Below are 15,039 nucleotides of genomic sequence, written 5' to 3' on the forward strand. Positions count from 1 at the left end.
CCCTGCGGGCCGAGGACAGCAACGATGTCGGACTACATTCAAGAGCAGGACGCGCCGGCCAGCAGCCCCAGCCGTCGTGAAGAACGCAAGATCATTTTCGCGTCATCCCTCGGGACGGTTTTCGAGTGGTATGACTTTTTTCTCTATGGCGCGCTGGCAGCCGTTATCAGCAAGCAGTTTTTCGCCGGCGTCAACGACACCACCGCCTTCATCTTTGCCCTCATGGCATTTGCTGCAGGCTTCCTTGTGCGGCCCTTCGGGGCACTGGTGTTTGGCCGGCTAGGTGACATGATCGGCCGCAAGTACACCTTCCTGATCACCATCGTGCTGATGGGGCTGTCCACCTTCGCCGTGGGGCTGTTGCCCACCTACGCCAGTATCGGTATCGCCGCGCCCATCATTTTGGTGGTGTTGCGCATGCTGCAGGGGCTGGCCTTGGGTGGTGAGTACGGGGGCGCGGCCACTTATGTAGCCGAGCATGCGCCGCCCGGCAAGCGCGGCTTCCATACCGGGTTCATTCAGTCCACGGCCACCCTCGGCCTGTTGCTGTCATTGCTGGTGGTGCTGGGTAGCCGGTACATCAGTGGCGACCAGTTCGAAACTTGGGGCTGGCGCTTGCCGTTCCTGCTGTCGATCGTGCTGCTGGGCATCTCTACTTGGATCCGCATGAGCATGCACGAGTCGCCCGCGTTCGTGAAAATGAAGGCCCAGGGCAAGGTCAGCAAGTCGCCTATTCGTGAATCGTTCACGTCCTGGCCCAACCTTAAAGTGGTACTCACGGCGCTGTTCAGCATCAACGCCGGGCAGGCGGTCACATTCTATACAGCGCAGTTCTACGTGCTGTTCTTCATGACCCAGATGCTGAAAATGGACGCGGCCCAGGCCAATACTCTGCTGATCATCAGCGTGGTGATTGGCGCGCCCTTCTTCGTGTTCTTCGGCTGGCTGTCGGACAGAATCGGCCGTAAACCCATCCTGATGCTCGGGTTGCTGCTGGCCACGGTGCTGTACTTCCCGCTGTTCAAGGCCTTGAGCTTTTACGCCAACCCCCAGATCGACAACGCCAGCCGACAGGCGCCGATCGTTGTGACCGCAGACCCTAAAGGCTGTACCTTCCAGTTCGACCCGGTGGGCAAGGCACGCTTCGACAGCCCCTGCGACAAGGTCAAGACATTCCTGGTGAAACAGGGCCTGCCCTACAGCTCTGTGGCAGTGGCCGGTAGCGACGTGGTGGTGAACATCGGTGACAAGACCATCAATGGCTATGATGAAACGGCCATGCGCGCCGCCGTTGAACAAGCGGGTTACCCTGCCAAGGCTGACCCTGCTCAGGTGAACCAGGTGATGGTGGTGGTGTTGATCGTAGCCATGATCCTGATCGCTACCATGACCTATGGCCCGCTGGCCGCCGTGATGGTGGAACTGTTCCCCACCCGCATCCGCTACACCTCGATGTCGCTGCCTTACCACATTGGCAACGGCTGGTTCGGCGGGTTTCTGCCGACGGTTTCCTTTGCGTTGGTGGTGTATACCGGCGATATCTTCTATGGGCTGTGGTACCCGGTGCTGATTACTGGCATCAGCCTGGTGGTGGGTATTTTCTGCCTCAAAGAAACCAAGGATGTAGATATCGACAAGGTGTGAAGCCGACCACACTAAGTGGGGGCTGCAGCGCAGCCCCTGTCACCTCAAACTGGCCCAGGACCTAACGGCCAGTTTTTTTATGCCCTAAAAAAACTTATGCACGATTTTCCCGAAAAAACCATACAAGGAAATATGTAATTAATTCAGTTAGTTAGGTTTGATTTCCTGCAATTGATCCATAAATTGCACACACGTTATCCACAGATCAGGAGGCACTGTTTACCTGAGCGTCTTCCTCAACAGGCGGCAGCGATCCCAGCGCCCGTTGCGTCGCTTCGTTCCAGGCAGCGGCGCGGTCATTCAGCTCCGCAATGGCTCGCGGGCCCGTGCCGTGGGCATACATGGGCTCGCCAATCACCACCTCGATGGTGCCAGCACGTTTGCCCCAGCCTGTCTTGGGCCAGTATTTACCTGCGTTGTGGGCAATAGGCAGCACCGGCAACCCAGCATTGACCGCCAAGGCCGTACCACCCCGGGAGAATTTGCCGACGGTGCCAAACGGCACACGCGTACCCTCCGGGAAAATCAGCACCCAGGTTTTCTGCTTGAGCAATTCATCGCCTTTGCTGGCGACCTGCCGCAGCGCTTCCTTGGGGTTGTCGCGGTTGATTGCGATGGGCCTCAGCATGGCCATGGCCCAGCCAAAGAACGGCACGTACAACAGCTCGCGCTTGAGCACCTGGCTCAGGGGCGAAAAGTACTGGGACAGGAAAAACGTCTCCCAGGTGCTCTGGTGGTTCGACAGGATCACGCAGGGCACAGCCGGCACGTTCTCGGCGCCTGTGATCTTGTAATCGATGCCGACCATCACGCGGGCGAGGAACACCGCGCAGCGGCACCAATACACGTTGATGAACCGGTAGCGCTTGGGGAACGACAGAAACGGCGCGATGAAGAAGCTCAGCGAGCACCACAGCAACGAACTGGTGCCCAGCAGCAGGTAAAAAAGAAAGACTCTGATCGCCTGCAGGATCGACATAGTGGTTTGTACCATTGCGGGGCCTGCCCGCTGCATGAAAATGCGCCTGGCGGCGCACTGTTTAGATTAGTTCTCTGGCGATAGCCGCCAGGTCGTCGAAAATCAAGGTGGATTCTGGAACGCCCTTCGCCAGGGTTCGTTCACCTTTGCCGGTTTTCACCAGCACAGGTTGGGCACCCACGGCCAGCGCGGCCTGAAGGTCACCGGTGCTGTCGCCAACGAACCACACGCCCTGAAGGTCGGCCTTGTAGTGGCTGGCGATGGCCCGCAGCATGCCCGGCCTGGGTTTGCGGCAGTCGCAACCCTCGTCGGGCCCGTGCGGGCAATAAACAATGTGGCCCACCCCGCCACCCTGCTCGGCCACCAGCGCGCGCAGGCGCGCGTGCATGGCCTCAAGGGTGGCGACGGTGTAATAGCCACGGGCGATACCGGACTGGTTGGTGGCCACGGCCACCGTCCAGCCCGCCTTGCTCAGCTGCGCGATCGCCTCGATCGAGCCTGGGATGGGTACCCACTCGTCCAGCGTCTTGATGTAGGCGTCGGAGTCATGGTTGATCACCCCGTCACGATCGAGTATCAGCAGCTTCACGGCTTACCCCAGCAGCGAAATATCAGCCACGCCCAGGAACAGACCGCGCAGGCGGCTGAGCAGGGCATATCGGTTGGCACGCACCTTGGCATCCTCGGCATTCACCATGACCGCCTCGAAGAAGGCGTCGACCGGATCACGCAGGGCTGCCAGGCGGGCCAGCGACTCGCTGTACTGGCGCGCTGCAGCCATCGGTTGCACGGCCTGGTCGGCCTGCTGGATGGCCGAGTACAGGGAGAACTCGTTGGCGTTGTCGAAGTACTTGGGCTCGACCTGTTCGGCGATGGCGCCTTCGGCCTTGCTCAGCAGGTTCGACACACGCTTGTTGACGGCAGCCAGTGCTTCGGCTTCGGGCAACTTGCGGAACGCCTGCACGGCTTGGACGCGCTGGTCGAAGTCCAGGGCCGAACCTGGCTGCAGGGCGCGTACCGAGAGGTAAGTGGCAACATCGATGCCTTCATCTTCGTAGCGCGCACGCAGGCGGTCAAAGATGAATTCCAGTACCTGTTCGGCCAGCCCGGCAGTTTTGACCTTGGCGCCGTACTGCTTGACCGCGAACTGCACTGCACCGGTCAGGTCCAGGTCCAGCTGTTTCTCGATCAGAATACGCAGCACACCCAGCGCTGCACGGCGCAGGGCGTACGGGTCTTTGCTGCCGGTGGGCAGCATGCCGATACCGAAGATACCCACCAGCGTGTCGAGCTTGTCGGCGATGGCCACGGCAGCACCGGTGAGGGTCTGCGGCAGCTCGGCACCCGCGCCGCGGGGCATGTACTGCTCGTTCAGTGCCAAGGCGACGTCTTGTGGCTCACCATCGTTGAGTGCGTAGTAGTAGCCGGCAACGCCCTGCATCTCGGGGAACTCGCCGACCATTTCGGTGGCCAGGTCGCACTTGGACAGCAGCCCGGCACGGCCAGCGCGCTGGGCATCGCCACCGATCAGCGGGGCTATGAAGGCTGCCAGTTTGGAAACGCGCTCGGCCTTGTCGTAGACCGTACCCAGCTGGGCCTGGAATACCACGTTCTTGAGGCGTTCGTTGAAGGTTTCCAGCGGCTGCTTCTTGTCTTGCTTGAAGAAGAACTCAGCGTCGGTCAGGCGTGGGCGGACCACTTTTTCGTTACCCTGCACGATCTGCTTGGGGTCACGGCTCTCGACGTTGGCCACGGTGATGAAGCGCGGCAGCAGCTTGCCTTCGCTGTCCAGCAGGCAGAAATACTTCTGGTTGTCCTGCATGGTGGTAATCAGTGCTTCCTGTGGCACTTCGAGGAAGCGTTCCTCGAACGAGCACACCAGTGGCACAGGCCACTCGACCAGCGCGGTCACTTCGTCCAGCAGCGCCGGCGGCACGATGGCAGTGCCTTCCTGCTGCATGGCCAATTCGGCGGTGCGCTTGGCGATCAGGTCGCGACGCTCGGCGAAGTCTGCCAGCACATGGGCCTTGCGCAGGTCTTCGACGTAGTTGGCCGGGGCAGTGATGGCGACGTTTTCCGGGTGGTGGAAGCGGTGGCCACGGGAATCACGGCCAGCTTCTTGCGACAGGATGGTGCAGTCGACCACCTGATCGCCCAGCAGCATCACCAGCCACTGGGTTGGGCGCACGAACTCTTCACGGCTTGCCGCCCAGCGCATGCGCTTGGGAATGGGCAGGTCGTTGAGCGAATCTTCGACGATGGTCGGCAGCAGGCCTGCGGTCGCCTTGCCCGGGATGTGCTGGGAGAAGCGCAGCTTCGGGCCGCTCTGGTCGATATCGGCCAGCTCCACGCCGCACTTCTTGGCAAAGCCCAGGGCGGCCTGGGTTGGTTCGCCTTCGGCATTGAAGGCTGCCTGCAGGGGTGGGCCGTCGATGTTGATGCTGCGGTCAGGCTGCTGCACGTCCAGCTGGCGAATCAGCACGGCCAGGCGGCGCGGCGCGGCGTACATGGACTTGCCGGTGTAGTTCAGGCCGGCGGCCTGCAGGCCCTTTTCGATGCCTGCCAGAAACGCCTCGCCCAGGCTGGCGAGGGCCTTGGGTGGCAGCTCTTCGGTGCCCAGTTCTACCAGGAAATCTTGAGCACTCATTGTGCAGCCTCCAGCTTAGCCAACACTTCGTCACGCAGTTCAGGGGTGGCCATCGGGAAGCCCAGGCGTGCGCGGGCTTGCAGATAGCTTTGCGCCACGTCCCGGGCCAGGGTACGCACACGCAGGATGTAGCGCTGGCGCTCGGTCACCGAGATGGCGCGGCGGGCGTCCAGCAGGTTGAAGGTATGAGAAGCCTTCAGCACCATTTCGTAGGTCGGCAGCGGCAGCTCCAGCTTGATCAGGCGGTTGGCTTCGCTTTCGTAGAAATCGAACAGCTCGAACAGTTTTTCCACATTGGCGTGTTCGAAGTTGTAGGTGGACTGCTCCACTTCGTTCTGGTGGAACACGTCGCCGTAGCTGACCTTGCCGAACGGGCCGTCGGCCCAGACCAGGTCGTACACCGAATCCACACCCTGGATGTACATGGCCAGGCGCTCGAGGCCGTAGGTGATTTCACCGGTAACCGGGTAGCACTCGATGCCGCCTACCTGCTGGAAGTAGGTGAACTGGGTGACTTCCATGCCATTGAGCCAGATTTCCCAGCCCAGGCCCCAGGCGCCGAGGGTTGGCGATTCCCAGTTGTCCTCGACGAAGCGGATGTCGTGCACCAGCGGGTCCAGGCCGATGGCTTTCAGCGAGCCGAGGTACAGCTCCTGGAAGTTGGCCGGGTTGGGCTTGAGCACTACCTGGAACTGGTAGTAGTGCTGCAGGCGGTTGGGGTTCTCGCCATACCGCCCGTCGGCCGGGCGACGGCTAGGCTGCACGTAGGCGGCGTTCCAGGTTTCTGGGCCGACGGCGCGCAGGAACGTGGCGGTGTGGAAAGTGCCGGCGCCTACTTCCATATCGTAGGGCTGAAGCACCACACAACCTTGCTCGGCCCAGTAGTTCTGCAGGGCGAGGATCAGGTCTTGGAAGGTACGCACGGCTGGCGTAGGCTGGCTCACGAAATTCACCTGTATCTGGGGATGCGGATGTAAAGAGCGGGAGTATAACCTGATTCGCCTCGCCCTCTACTCATTGGAGCCTTATGCCACGCTGCTTTTGGTGTACCGACGACCCGTTGTACCAGGCCTACCACGACCAGGAATGGGGGACACCCCAGCGTGACCCGGCGTTGCTCTTCGAGATGCTTTTGCTCGAAGGGTTCCAGGCTGGCCTTTCGTGGATCACCGTGCTGCGCAAGCGCGAGCGTTACCGCGAGGTGCTGTATGGCTTCGACCCGGTGAAACTGGCGGCCATGGACGACGACCGTATCGAAGTACTGATGCAGGACGCCGGCATCATTCGTAACCGCCTCAAGCTCAAGGCTGCCCGGCGCAACGCTCAGGCCTGGCTGGCTGTGGATAACCCCGCCCAATGGCTGTGGTCGTTCGTGGGCGGTGAACCGAAAATCAACCATTTCACCGGGCGCAGCGACATACCTGCCGTGACCGAAGAAGCCAAGGCGATGAGTAAGGCGCTGCAGAAAGCCGGCTTCACGTTTGTCGGGCCCACCATCTGTTACGCCTTCATGCAGGCCACCGGCATGGTCATGGACCACACCACCGACTGTGATCGCTACCCCGCCTTGTGCCGCTGAAGGGTTACAATGCGCGCCTTGCTGAAATAAGGAATTAGCCTGTGGAAAAGTTCAAAGGCGCCCTGATGGTCGGGGTGCTGCGCCTGTTCGCCAAGCTGCCCTGGGGCGCCGTGCAGCGCGTGGGCGCTGGTATCGGCTGGCTGATGTGGAAAGTGCCCAACGGGTCGCGCAACGTGGTGCGCATCAACCTGGCCAAATGCTTCCCGGAAATGGACCCGGTTGCCCGTGAGCAACTGGTTGGCCAGGCACTGCGTGACATCGGCAAGTCCTTCGTCGAAAGCGCCTGTGCCTGGATCTGGCCACCGCAGCGCTCCCTGGACCTGGTGAAAGAAGTGCATGGCCTGGAAGTACTGCAGCAGGCCCTGGCTTCGGGCAAAGGGGTGGTTGGCATCACCAGCCACTTGGGTAACTGGGAGGTGCTCAACCACTTCTATTGCAACCAGTGCAAACCGATCATTTTCTACCGCCCGCCCAAGCTCAAGGCGGTGGACGACCTGCTGCGCGAGCAACGGGTGCAGATGGGCAACCGCGTAGCGCCGTCGACCAAGGAAGGCATCCTGAGCGTGATCAAGGAAGTGCGCCGTGGTGGGCAGGTGGGGATCCCGGCCGACCCGGAGCCTGCGGAATCGGCAGGTGTGTTCGTGCCGTTTCTCGGCACCCAGGCGCTGACCAGCAAGTTTGTGCCGAACATGCTGGCCGGCGGCAAGGCGGTGGGGGTGTTCCTGCATGCGCTGCGCCTGCCCGATGGCTCGGGCTTCAAGGTGTTCCTGGAGGCAGCCCCGCAGGACATGTACAGCACCGATGTGAACGTGTCGGCGGCGGCGATGAGCAAGGTGGTGGAGCGTTATGTGCGCGAGTACCCTAGCCAGTACATGTGGAGCATGAAGCGCTTCAAGAAGCGCCCGGAAGGCGAACCGCGCTGGTATTGAGCCAGCCTGCTGTAGCCGATACCCAGTGGGAGCGGGTTTACCCGCGAATGCAATGTTGGCTTCACCGACGCATTCGCGGGTGAACCCGCTCCCACTGGGTCCGCGTTAACTCGCTGCTTTATCGAGTTTCTTCAGGAACACCGTCATCTCTTTCTCGGCCTGCTTGTCCCCATGGGCCTGTGCCGCCACTATCCCGTCCTCCCAGGCCTTGCGCGCCGCCGGCAGGTCGCCTTGCAGCTGGTACGCCTTGCCCAGCAGCTTCCAGGCTGCGGAGTACTTCGGGTCCTGCTGCACACACCGCGCCAGGTGCACGGCCGCTTCAGCGCCGTTGCCTTCATCCAGCCAGGCCTTGCCCAGGCCAAACCTCAGCAGCGGGTTATCCACACCCTTGTCCAGCATCTTTTCCAGTGACTCACGCATGCGCCCTGCTCCTAGAAGAAACTCAGGCCGACGTGGAACAGCTTCTCCACATCGCGAATATGCTTTTTATCCACAACGAACAGGATCACATGGTCCCCGGACTCGATCACCGTCGCGTCATGGGCAATGAGCACGCCTTCGTCACGGATGATGGCACCAATGGTGGTGCCGGGCGGCAGGTCGATGGCTTCGATGGCCTTGCCAACCACCTTGCTCGACTTGGAATCACCATGGGCCACCGCCTCGATGGCCTCGGCAGCGCCACGGCGCAGGGAGTGCACGCTGACGATATCGCCCCGGCGCACATGGGCCAGCAAGGTGCCGATGGTGGCCAGCTGCGGGCTGATGGCGATGTCGATTTCACCGCCCTGCACCAGGTCGACGTAGGCCGGGTTGTTGATGATGGTCATCACCTTGCGCGCGCCCAGGCGCTTGGCCAGCAGCGACGACATGATGTTGGCTTCGTCGTCGTTGGTCAGGGCCAGGAAAATATCCGCATCGGCGATGTTTTCTTCCAGCATCAGGTCTTTGTCAGAGGCGCTGCCCTGTAGCACCACGGTACTTTCCAGGTTGTCGGACAGGTACCGGCAGCGGGCCGGGTTCATCTCGATGATCTTTACCTGGTAACGGCTTTCGATGGCCTCGGCCAGGCGCTCGCCAATCTGCCCGCCGCCCGCAATGACCACGCGTTTGTTGGTTTCATCGATACGTCGCAGCTCGCCCATCACGGCGCGAATGTCTTTTTTCGCGGCAATGAAGAACACCTCGTCGTCGGCCTCGATCACCGTATCGCCTCGCGGTGTGATCGGCCGGTCGCGGCGGAAGATGGCCGCCACCCGGGTGTCGACGCTGGGCATGTGGGCGCGAATCTGGCGCAGTTGCTGGCCTACCAGCGGCCCACCGTAGTAGGCCTTCACTGCGACTAACTGCGCTTTGCCTTCGGCGAAGTCGATCACCTGCAGGGAGCCTGGGTGCTCGATCAGGCGCTTGATGTAGTTGGTAACCACCTGTTCGGGGCTGATCAGCACATCCACGGGGATGTGGTCGTTGTCGAACAACTCTTCGCGGGTGAGGTAAGCCGTTTCACGCACCCGGGCGATCTTGGTGGGGGTGTGGAACAGCGAGTAGGCCACCTGGCACGCCACCATGTTGGTTTCGTCGCTGTTGGTGACCGCCACCAGCATGTCGGCATCGTCGGCGCCAGCCTGGCGCAGCACCGTGGGCAGCGAGCCGCGGCCCTGTACGGTGCGGATATCCAGGCGGTCGCCCAGGTCGCGCAGGCGGTCACCGTCGGTGTCCACCACGGTGATGTCGTTGGCCTCGCTGGCCAGGTGCTCGGCCAGGGTACCGCCTACCTGGCCAGCGCCGAGGATGATGATCTTCATCCGCTACTCCCTACCCGTTGGGCTTAACCGCGCGCGGCGGCGATCTTGATCAGCTTGGCATAGTAGAAGCCATCGTGGCCGCCTTCCTGGGCCAGCAACTGGCGGCCGTGGGGCTGGCGCAGGCCGGCTTCGGTGGCCAGGTCCAGCTCGCGGGCACCCGGGGTACGCGCCAGGAAGGCGTCGATTACCTCGGTGTTCTCGGTCGGCAAGCTGGAGCAGGTGGCGTACAACAGCATGCCCCCCACTTCCAGGGTGGGCCACAAGGCGTCGAGCAGCTCGCCTTGCAAGGCGGCCAGTGCCGGAATGTCATCGGCCTGGCGGGTTAGCTTGATGTCCGGGTGGCGGCGGATCACGCCGGTGGCCGAGCACGGTGCATCCAGCAAGATGCGCTGGAACGGCTTGCCGTCCCACCAGCTGGCCGTGTCGCGGGCATCGCAGGCGATCAGCTCGGCCTGCAGTTGCAGGCGCTCGAGGTTTTCGCGCACGCGGGTCAGGCGCTTGGCTTCCAGATCGACGGCTACCACGTGGCCCAGCCCGGCCTCGGCTTCCAGCAGGTGGCACGTCTTGCCGCCCGGGGCGCAGCAGGCATCGAGCACGCGCTGGCCAGGGGCCAGTTCCAGCAGGTCGGCGGCCAGCTGTGCGGCTTCGTCCTGTACGCTCACCCAGCCCTCGGCGAAGCCTGGCAGGCTGCGCACGTCGCACGCTTCGGCCAGCACGATACCGTCACGGCTGTACACGCAAGGGCTGGCGCTGATGCCAGCCTCCCCCAGCAATGCCAGGTACGCGTCGCGGCTGTGGTGGCGGCGGTTGGCCCGCAGGATCATCGGCGGGTGGGCATTGTTGGCGGCGCAGATGGCTTCCCATTGCTCAGGCCAGAAGGCCTTCAGGGCCTTTTGCAGCCAGCGCGGGTGCGCGGTACGTACCACCGGGTCGCGCTGCATGTCAGCCAGCAGTGCGTCACCTTCGCGCTGTGCCCGGCGCAGCACGGCATTGAGCAGTGCCTTGGCCCAAGGCTTTTTCAGCTTGTCGGCGCAGCCAACGGTTTCGCCAATGGCTGCGTGGGCGGGAATACGGGTATGGAACAGCTGATACAGGCCCACCAGCAACAGGGCCTGCACATCGGCATCGGCGGCCTTGAAGGGCTTTTGCAGCAACTGTGCGGCCAGCAATTCCAGCCTGGGCTGCCAGCGCGCAGTGCCGAATGCCAGGTCCTGAGTCAGCCCGCGGTCGCGCTCATCCACCTTGTCCAGCTGGGCCGGCAGTGAGCTGTTGAGCGAAGCCTTGCCGCTGAGTACAGCGGCCAGCGCACGGGCGGCGGCGAGGCGAGGGTTCATTGGCCCAGCACCTTGCCGGCGACGAACTTCTCGCGGCGGCTGTTGAACAGGTCGCTGAAGTTCAAGGCCTTGCCACCCGGCAGCTGTACGCGGGTCAGGCTCAGGGCCTGGACACCGCACGCAACGACGAGGCCATCCTTGCTGGCGGACAGGATCTCGCCCGGGTTGCCCTGGCCTGTGGATAAATTGGCGGCCAGCACCTTGAGGCTTTCACCATCCAGGGTGCTGTGGCACACCGGCCAAGGGTTGAACGCGCGCACCAGGCGCTCCAGCTCGACGGCTGGGCGGTGCCAGTCAATACGCGCTTCGTCCTTGTTCAGCTTGTGCGCGTAGGTGGCCTGTGCATCGTGCTGCACTTCACCCTGCAGCGAACCATCGGCCAGCCCCGCAATGGCCTGAATCACGGCAGGCGGGCCCATCTCGGCCAGGCGGTCATGCAAGCTGCCGCCGGTGTCTTCAGGGCTGATCGGGGTGGCGACCTTCAGCAGCATTGGCCCGGTGTCCAGGCCGGCCTCCATGCGCATCACGGTCACGCCGCTTTCGGCATCGCCGGCTTCCACGGCGCGCTGGATGGGCGCTGCACCGCGCCAGCGCGGCAGCAGCGAGGCGTGGCTGTTGATGCAGCCCAGGCGCGGAATATCGAGCACGGCCTGCGGCAGGATCAGGCCATAGGCAACCACTACCATCAGGTCGGGCTTCAGTGCCGCCAGCTCGGCCTGGGCCTCGGCATTGCGCAGCGTCGGCGGCTGGAACACCGGGATGTCATGGGCCACGGCCAGCGCCTTCACCGCGCTGGGCATCAGTTTCTGCCCACGGCCTGCAGGGCGGTCAGGTTGGGTGTAGACGGCCACGATCTCGTACGGGCTGTCGAGCAGGGCCTTGAGGTGTTCGGCGGCAAACTCGGGAGTGCCTGCAAAGACGATGCGCATGGAGTTCTCGCTTCAAAAAGAAAAAGGCTTGCCGGAGCAAGCCTTCTGCAAGGTGGGGGTCAGGCCTGCTGGCGGTGCTGTTTTTCGAGCTTTTTCTTGATCCGGTCGCGCTTGAGCTGCGACAGGTAGTCGACGAACAGCTTGCCGTTGAGGTGATCGAATTCATGCTGTACGCAGACCGCCAGCAGGCCTTCGCACTCCAGCTCGAACGGTTTGCCGTCCCGGTCCTGCGCCTTGATGCGCACCCGCAGCGGGCGGTCGACGTTCTCGTAGAAGCCCGGGACCGACAGGCAGCCTTCCTGGTACTGGCCCATGTCGTGGGTCAGTTCCTCGACCGAAGGGTTGATGAAGACGCGCGGTTCGCTGCGGTCTTCGCTGAGGTCCATCACCACCACCTGCTGGTGTACGTTGACCTGGGTGGCAGCCAGGCCGATGCCAGGGGCTTCGTACATGGTTTCAAACATGTCATCGATCAGCTGGCGCAGGGCGTCGTCGAACGCCGTCACCGGTTTGGCGATGGTGCGCAGGCGCGGGTCCGGGAATTCGAGAATGTTCAGAATGGCCATAAGGTCAGGCAGTCACTGTGCGTTTGGTTGAAAACTGAGCACACATAATAAAGGGAAACGCGGATTTCGGCACCTGGCAAGCTCGACTAGGGTGACTATTGGCTCGATAGCCCCCAGCCAATGGACAGCTTTTCAAAGTATTACCCACAGAGTTATCCACAGGTTTCGGTGGGTAGATAACCTGATTCAGATCAAGGACGATCCCTATGCCAGTTTGCCATTCTCCGCTCTGCCCACCCGCCGAGCTCGAGGCGCGGTTGCGCCTGCATCGCTTGCCCGATACAGGGCTGCGCCGCTTCAAAACCCTGCTCGACGCATTCGGCAGTGCCTCCTGCGCCTTGAGTGCGCCGGGGTCTGCCTGGCGCTCACTGGGCATCCCCCAAGCCAGCATCGACGCCAGGCGCAGTGCCGAAGTGCGCGAGGGCGCACATGCCGCAATGGCCTGGCTGGAGCGGCCTGGGCAGCATTTGCTGATGTGGGATGGCGACGGTTATCCGCCGCTGTTGGCCGAAATCGACGATGCCCCGCCGCTGCTTTTTGTCGCTGGAAACCCGTTTTTGCTCGGCCGCCCACAGCTGGCGATTGTGGGCAGCCGCCGTGCCACGCCACCTGCTGTGGATACGGCGGGGGCCTTTTCCAAGTACCTGGCGCAGGCAGGTTTTGTGATTACCAGCGGGTTGGCCGTTGGCATCGACGGTGCCGCTCATCGGGCTGCGTTGCAGGCCGGGGGCGCCACTATCGGGGTACTGGGCACGGGCTTGCAAAAACTTTATCCACAGCGGCACGTACAGTTGGCACAGGCGATGATTGAGGGCGGCAGTGCACTGGTTTCTGAGTACCCCCTGGACGCCGGGCCGCAGCCCGGCAACTTTCCCCGCCGCAACCGCATCATCAGCGGTTTGTCGTTGGGGGTACTGGTGGTGGAGGCCAGCCTGGCCAGTGGCTCGCTGATCACCGCCCGCCTTGCCGCGGAACAGGGGCGGGAGGTGTACGCCATACCGGGGTCGATTCACCACCCCGGCGCCAAGGGCTGCCATCAGCTCATTCGCGATGGCGCGCTGTTGGTGGAGAGCGTGGAGCAGATCATGGACAGCCTCAAAGGCTGGCAGAACCTGCCACCGGCAGTGACGGACGCGTTTGAACACCCGCTGCTGGCGTTGCTGCACGCCGCCCCGCAAACCACCGAAAGCTTGGCCCATTGCAGCGAGCAGGCCCTGGCCGATGTGCTGGCGCAGCTTACCGAACTGGAGCTGCAGGGGCGGGTCAGCAATCAAGCCGGGCGTTGGTTTGCCCGCGTGGGCTAAGTACACTGCTCGCAAGCAAGGTTCCTAGGTGGAGAAACATCAATGGTGAGCAGTTTTCGTGTGCAACAAGCCGCACGTGAGATCCGGGCGGGCGCAGTGATCGCCTACCCGACGGAGGCGGTCTGGGGCCTGGGCTGCGACCCGTGGAACGAGGACGCGGTGTATCGCCTGCTGGCGCTCAAGTCACGGCCTGTGGATAAAGGGCTGATCCTGATCGCCGACAACATCCGCCAGTTCGATTTTCTGTTCGAAGACTTTCCTGAAGACTGGATTGACCGAATGGCCAGTACCTGGCCTGGGCCCAACACCTGGCTGGTGCCCCATCAGGACCTGCTACCCGAGTGGGTGACGGGCCAGCACGACACCGTTGCCCTGCGGGTCAGCGACCACCCGGTAGTGCGTGAATTGTGCGCGTTGGTTGGGCCTTTTATCTCCACTTCCTGCAACCCTGGCGGGCGCCCCGCCGCGAAAACCCGGTTGCGGGTGGAGCAGTATTTCCACGGCCAGCTGGACCTGGTGCTGGGTGGTGCGTTGGGGGGGCGGAAGAACCCGAGTGTGATTCGTAATCTGGCGACCGGGGAAGTTGTTCGGCCAGGGTGATGCCGGAGGTGCCCGGTTTGATGGTGTTTTCGCCTGTGAGATCGATCATCAGGGTTTTCTGATTCTTACCCAAATGGCTGTCCGGCTAGCCATTTAGGAAATACCCTACGACCCGCGTCCCCTGCCATCACCTTTTCAGTGGGAACCTTCACCCATAGGCTTCAGCCGTCGCCGAATAACTTGGCGATCGGGTGTGGTAACCCGGATGTACCTGGGGCGTCACAGCTATGGCAGCTGTGCGCGGGAGGCGTCATGCCTGCCGGGATCGCTCTAGCCCGGTTTACCACCTCGCGTACAGCTGCCGCCTTAACCATGTGGTAATGGCTTGGCGCCAGCTTCATCGTCTGGAGCAAACCATGAAGAAGATTGTCCCCGATCCACCCCTCCCCTGCACCTCCACCCACGCATTTGGCCGCTGCGACGCCGGCCATGACCACCTCTTCACCGTAAACCCCAATATCTCTGCCGAAGACGCCCTGGTTCATGTAGCCCTGTACCTGCGCGGCGCCTATGAAACCGGCTACAAAGCCTTGGATTACCTGCGCGAAGAGGGCCGAGGCCTGTTCTGGGCGAACCTGCATGCGATTGAAATGGCAGAAGGTGTGATCGAGGCGATCCTCGATGGCATCGAGTCGCCGACGGGTTTACGAGAGAGGGAGTGAGGGCATACAGGTGCACGCCTTGGTGATGGTTTCGCCTGTGCGACCGAGCGCCGCCCGTGCG

The 15,039-nt window shown here is 62.5% G+C and carries 15 protein-coding genes; 6 read left to right on the forward strand and 9 right to left on the reverse strand.

Annotation, left to right across the window (positions count from 1 at the left end):
• Positions 1-24: 24 nt before the first annotated feature.
• Positions 25-1,644 (forward strand): MFS transporter, encoded by a 1,620-nt coding sequence (locus APH25_RS02715; protein ID WP_028633187.1) that lies wholly within the window; start codon positions 25-27, stop codon positions 1,642-1,644.
• Positions 1,645-1,849: 205 nt separating this feature from the next.
• On the opposite strand, the gene APH25_RS02720 is transcribed toward APH25_RS02715, so the two are convergent.
• From APH25_RS02720 to glyQ, 4 genes are read right to left on the reverse strand one after another with little or no spacing between them, the layout of a single operon-like run.
• Positions 1,850-2,638, reverse strand: coding sequence for a 1-acyl-sn-glycerol-3-phosphate acyltransferase (locus APH25_RS02720; RefSeq protein ID WP_060480981.1), 789 nt, complete (start codon positions 2,636-2,638; stop codon positions 1,850-1,852).
• 46 nt (positions 2,639-2,684) lie between these two features.
• Entirely contained in the window at positions 2,685-3,212 is a 528-nt protein-coding gene (gene gmhB, locus APH25_RS02725; RefSeq protein WP_028633185.1) for a D-glycero-beta-D-manno-heptose 1,7-bisphosphate 7-phosphatase, read from the reverse strand.
• 3 nt (positions 3,213-3,215) lie between these two features.
• Positions 3,216-5,270, reverse strand: coding sequence for a glycine--tRNA ligase subunit beta (gene glyS / locus APH25_RS02730; RefSeq protein WP_060480972.1), 2,055 nt, complete (start codon positions 5,268-5,270; stop codon positions 3,216-3,218).
• Positions 5,267-6,214 (reverse strand): glycine--tRNA ligase subunit alpha, encoded by a 948-nt coding sequence (glyQ, locus tag APH25_RS02735; RefSeq protein ID WP_029615043.1) that lies wholly within the window; start codon positions 6,212-6,214, stop codon positions 5,267-5,269. Before glyQ ends, glyS begins: the two co-directional genes overlap by 4 nt.
• Before the next feature lie 83 nt (positions 6,215-6,297).
• Here glyQ and APH25_RS02740 point away from each other — a divergent pair, with 83 nt between their 5' ends.
• Together APH25_RS02740 and APH25_RS02745 are read left to right on the forward strand one after the other, a co-directional pair.
• The gene (locus tag APH25_RS02740; protein WP_060480973.1) at positions 6,298-6,849 is read left to right on the forward strand and encodes a DNA-3-methyladenine glycosylase I; all 552 of its coding nucleotides are present in this window, start codon (positions 6,298-6,300) and stop codon (positions 6,847-6,849) included.
• 41 nt (positions 6,850-6,890) lie between these two features.
• Positions 6,891-7,778, forward strand: a complete 888-nt coding sequence (locus APH25_RS02745) for a lysophospholipid acyltransferase (protein ID WP_028633181.1) — start codon at positions 6,891-6,893, stop codon at positions 7,776-7,778.
• Positions 7,779-7,883: 105 nt separating this feature from the next.
• On the opposite strand, the gene APH25_RS02750 is transcribed toward APH25_RS02745, so the two are convergent.
• Genes APH25_RS02750 through def form a run of 5 tightly spaced genes read right to left on the reverse strand, consistent with a single transcriptional unit; the run spans position 7,884 to position 12,412 of the window.
• A complete protein-coding gene (locus tag APH25_RS02750) occupies positions 7,884-8,198 on the reverse strand; it encodes a tetratricopeptide repeat protein (protein ID WP_060480974.1) in 315 nt (104 codons plus the stop codon).
• Between the two features lie 11 nt (positions 8,199-8,209).
• Positions 8,210-9,583 carry a Trk system potassium transporter TrkA gene (trkA, locus tag APH25_RS02755; RefSeq protein ID WP_060480975.1) on the reverse strand — a complete coding sequence of 458 codons (1,374 nt, stop codon included), beginning with the start codon at positions 9,581-9,583 and terminating at the stop codon, positions 8,210-8,212.
• 23 nt (positions 9,584-9,606) lie between these two features.
• Positions 9,607-10,917: a 16S rRNA (cytosine(967)-C(5))-methyltransferase RsmB gene (gene rsmB, locus APH25_RS02760; RefSeq protein ID WP_060480976.1), complete on the reverse strand. Its 1,311-nt coding sequence runs from the start codon at positions 10,915-10,917 to the stop codon at positions 9,607-9,609.
• The gene (fmt, locus tag APH25_RS02765) at positions 10,914-11,846 is read right to left on the reverse strand and encodes a methionyl-tRNA formyltransferase (RefSeq protein WP_060480977.1); all 933 of its coding nucleotides are present in this window, start codon (positions 11,844-11,846) and stop codon (positions 10,914-10,916) included. Before fmt ends, rsmB begins: the two co-directional genes overlap by 4 nt.
• A 59-nt stretch (positions 11,847-11,905) precedes the next feature.
• The gene (def, locus tag APH25_RS02770; protein WP_028633176.1) at positions 11,906-12,412 is read right to left on the reverse strand and encodes a peptide deformylase; all 507 of its coding nucleotides are present in this window, start codon (positions 12,410-12,412) and stop codon (positions 11,906-11,908) included.
• Between the two features lie 206 nt (positions 12,413-12,618).
• On the opposite strand from def, the gene dprA reads away from it, so the two are divergent.
• From dprA to APH25_RS02785, 3 genes are all read left to right on the forward strand, one after another.
• Positions 12,619-13,716 (forward strand): DNA-processing protein DprA, encoded by a 1,098-nt coding sequence (gene dprA / locus APH25_RS02775; protein WP_060480978.1) that lies wholly within the window; start codon positions 12,619-12,621, stop codon positions 13,714-13,716.
• 42 nt (positions 13,717-13,758) lie between these two features.
• On the forward strand, positions 13,759-14,316 hold the full coding sequence (locus tag APH25_RS02780; RefSeq protein ID WP_028633174.1) for an L-threonylcarbamoyladenylate synthase: 558 nt from the start codon (positions 13,759-13,761) through the stop codon (positions 14,314-14,316).
• A gap of 356 nt (positions 14,317-14,672) precedes the next feature.
• A complete protein-coding gene (locus APH25_RS02785; RefSeq protein ID WP_060480979.1) occupies positions 14,673-14,978 on the forward strand; it encodes a hypothetical protein in 306 nt (101 codons plus the stop codon).
• Positions 14,979-15,039: the final 61 nt, after the last annotated feature.

It is taken from the genome of Pseudomonas sp. NBRC 111119, assembly GCF_001320125.1.
GTDB lineage: Bacteria > Pseudomonadota > Gammaproteobacteria > Pseudomonadales > Pseudomonadaceae > Aquipseudomonas > Aquipseudomonas parafulva.

Bases quoted from the DNA above. Each gene is read 5' to 3' on its own strand.
- APH25_RS02715 (WP_028633187.1), top strand. From the start codon at position 25: ATGTCGGACTACATTCAAGAGCAGGACGCGCCGGCCAGCAGCCCCAGC.
- APH25_RS02720 (WP_060480981.1), bottom strand. From the start codon at position 2,638: ATGGTACAAACCACTATGTCGATCCTGCAGGCGATCAGAGTCTTTCTT.
- glyS (WP_060480972.1), bottom strand. From the start codon at position 5,270: ATGAGTGCTCAAGATTTCCTGGTAGAACTGGGCACCGAAGAGCTGCCA.
- APH25_RS02740 (WP_060480973.1), top strand. From the start codon at position 6,298: ATGCCACGCTGCTTTTGGTGTACCGACGACCCGTTGTACCAGGCCTAC.
- APH25_RS02750 (WP_060480974.1), bottom strand. From the start codon at position 8,198: ATGCGTGAGTCACTGGAAAAGATGCTGGACAAGGGTGTGGATAACCCG.
- trkA (WP_060480975.1), bottom strand. From the start codon at position 9,583: ATGAAGATCATCATCCTCGGCGCTGGCCAGGTAGGCGGTACCCTGGCC.
- rsmB (WP_060480976.1), bottom strand. From the start codon at position 10,917: ATGAACCCTCGCCTCGCCGCCGCCCGTGCGCTGGCCGCTGTACTCAGC.
- fmt (WP_060480977.1), bottom strand. From the start codon at position 11,846: ATGCGCATCGTCTTTGCAGGCACTCCCGAGTTTGCCGCCGAACACCTC.
- def (WP_028633176.1), bottom strand. From the start codon at position 12,412: ATGGCCATTCTGAACATTCTCGAATTCCCGGACCCGCGCCTGCGCACC.
- dprA (WP_060480978.1), top strand. From the start codon at position 12,619: ATGCCAGTTTGCCATTCTCCGCTCTGCCCACCCGCCGAGCTCGAGGCG.
- APH25_RS02780 (WP_028633174.1), top strand. From the start codon at position 13,759: ATGGTGAGCAGTTTTCGTGTGCAACAAGCCGCACGTGAGATCCGGGCG.
- APH25_RS02785 (WP_060480979.1), top strand. From the start codon at position 14,673: ATGAAGAAGATTGTCCCCGATCCACCCCTCCCCTGCACCTCCACCCAC.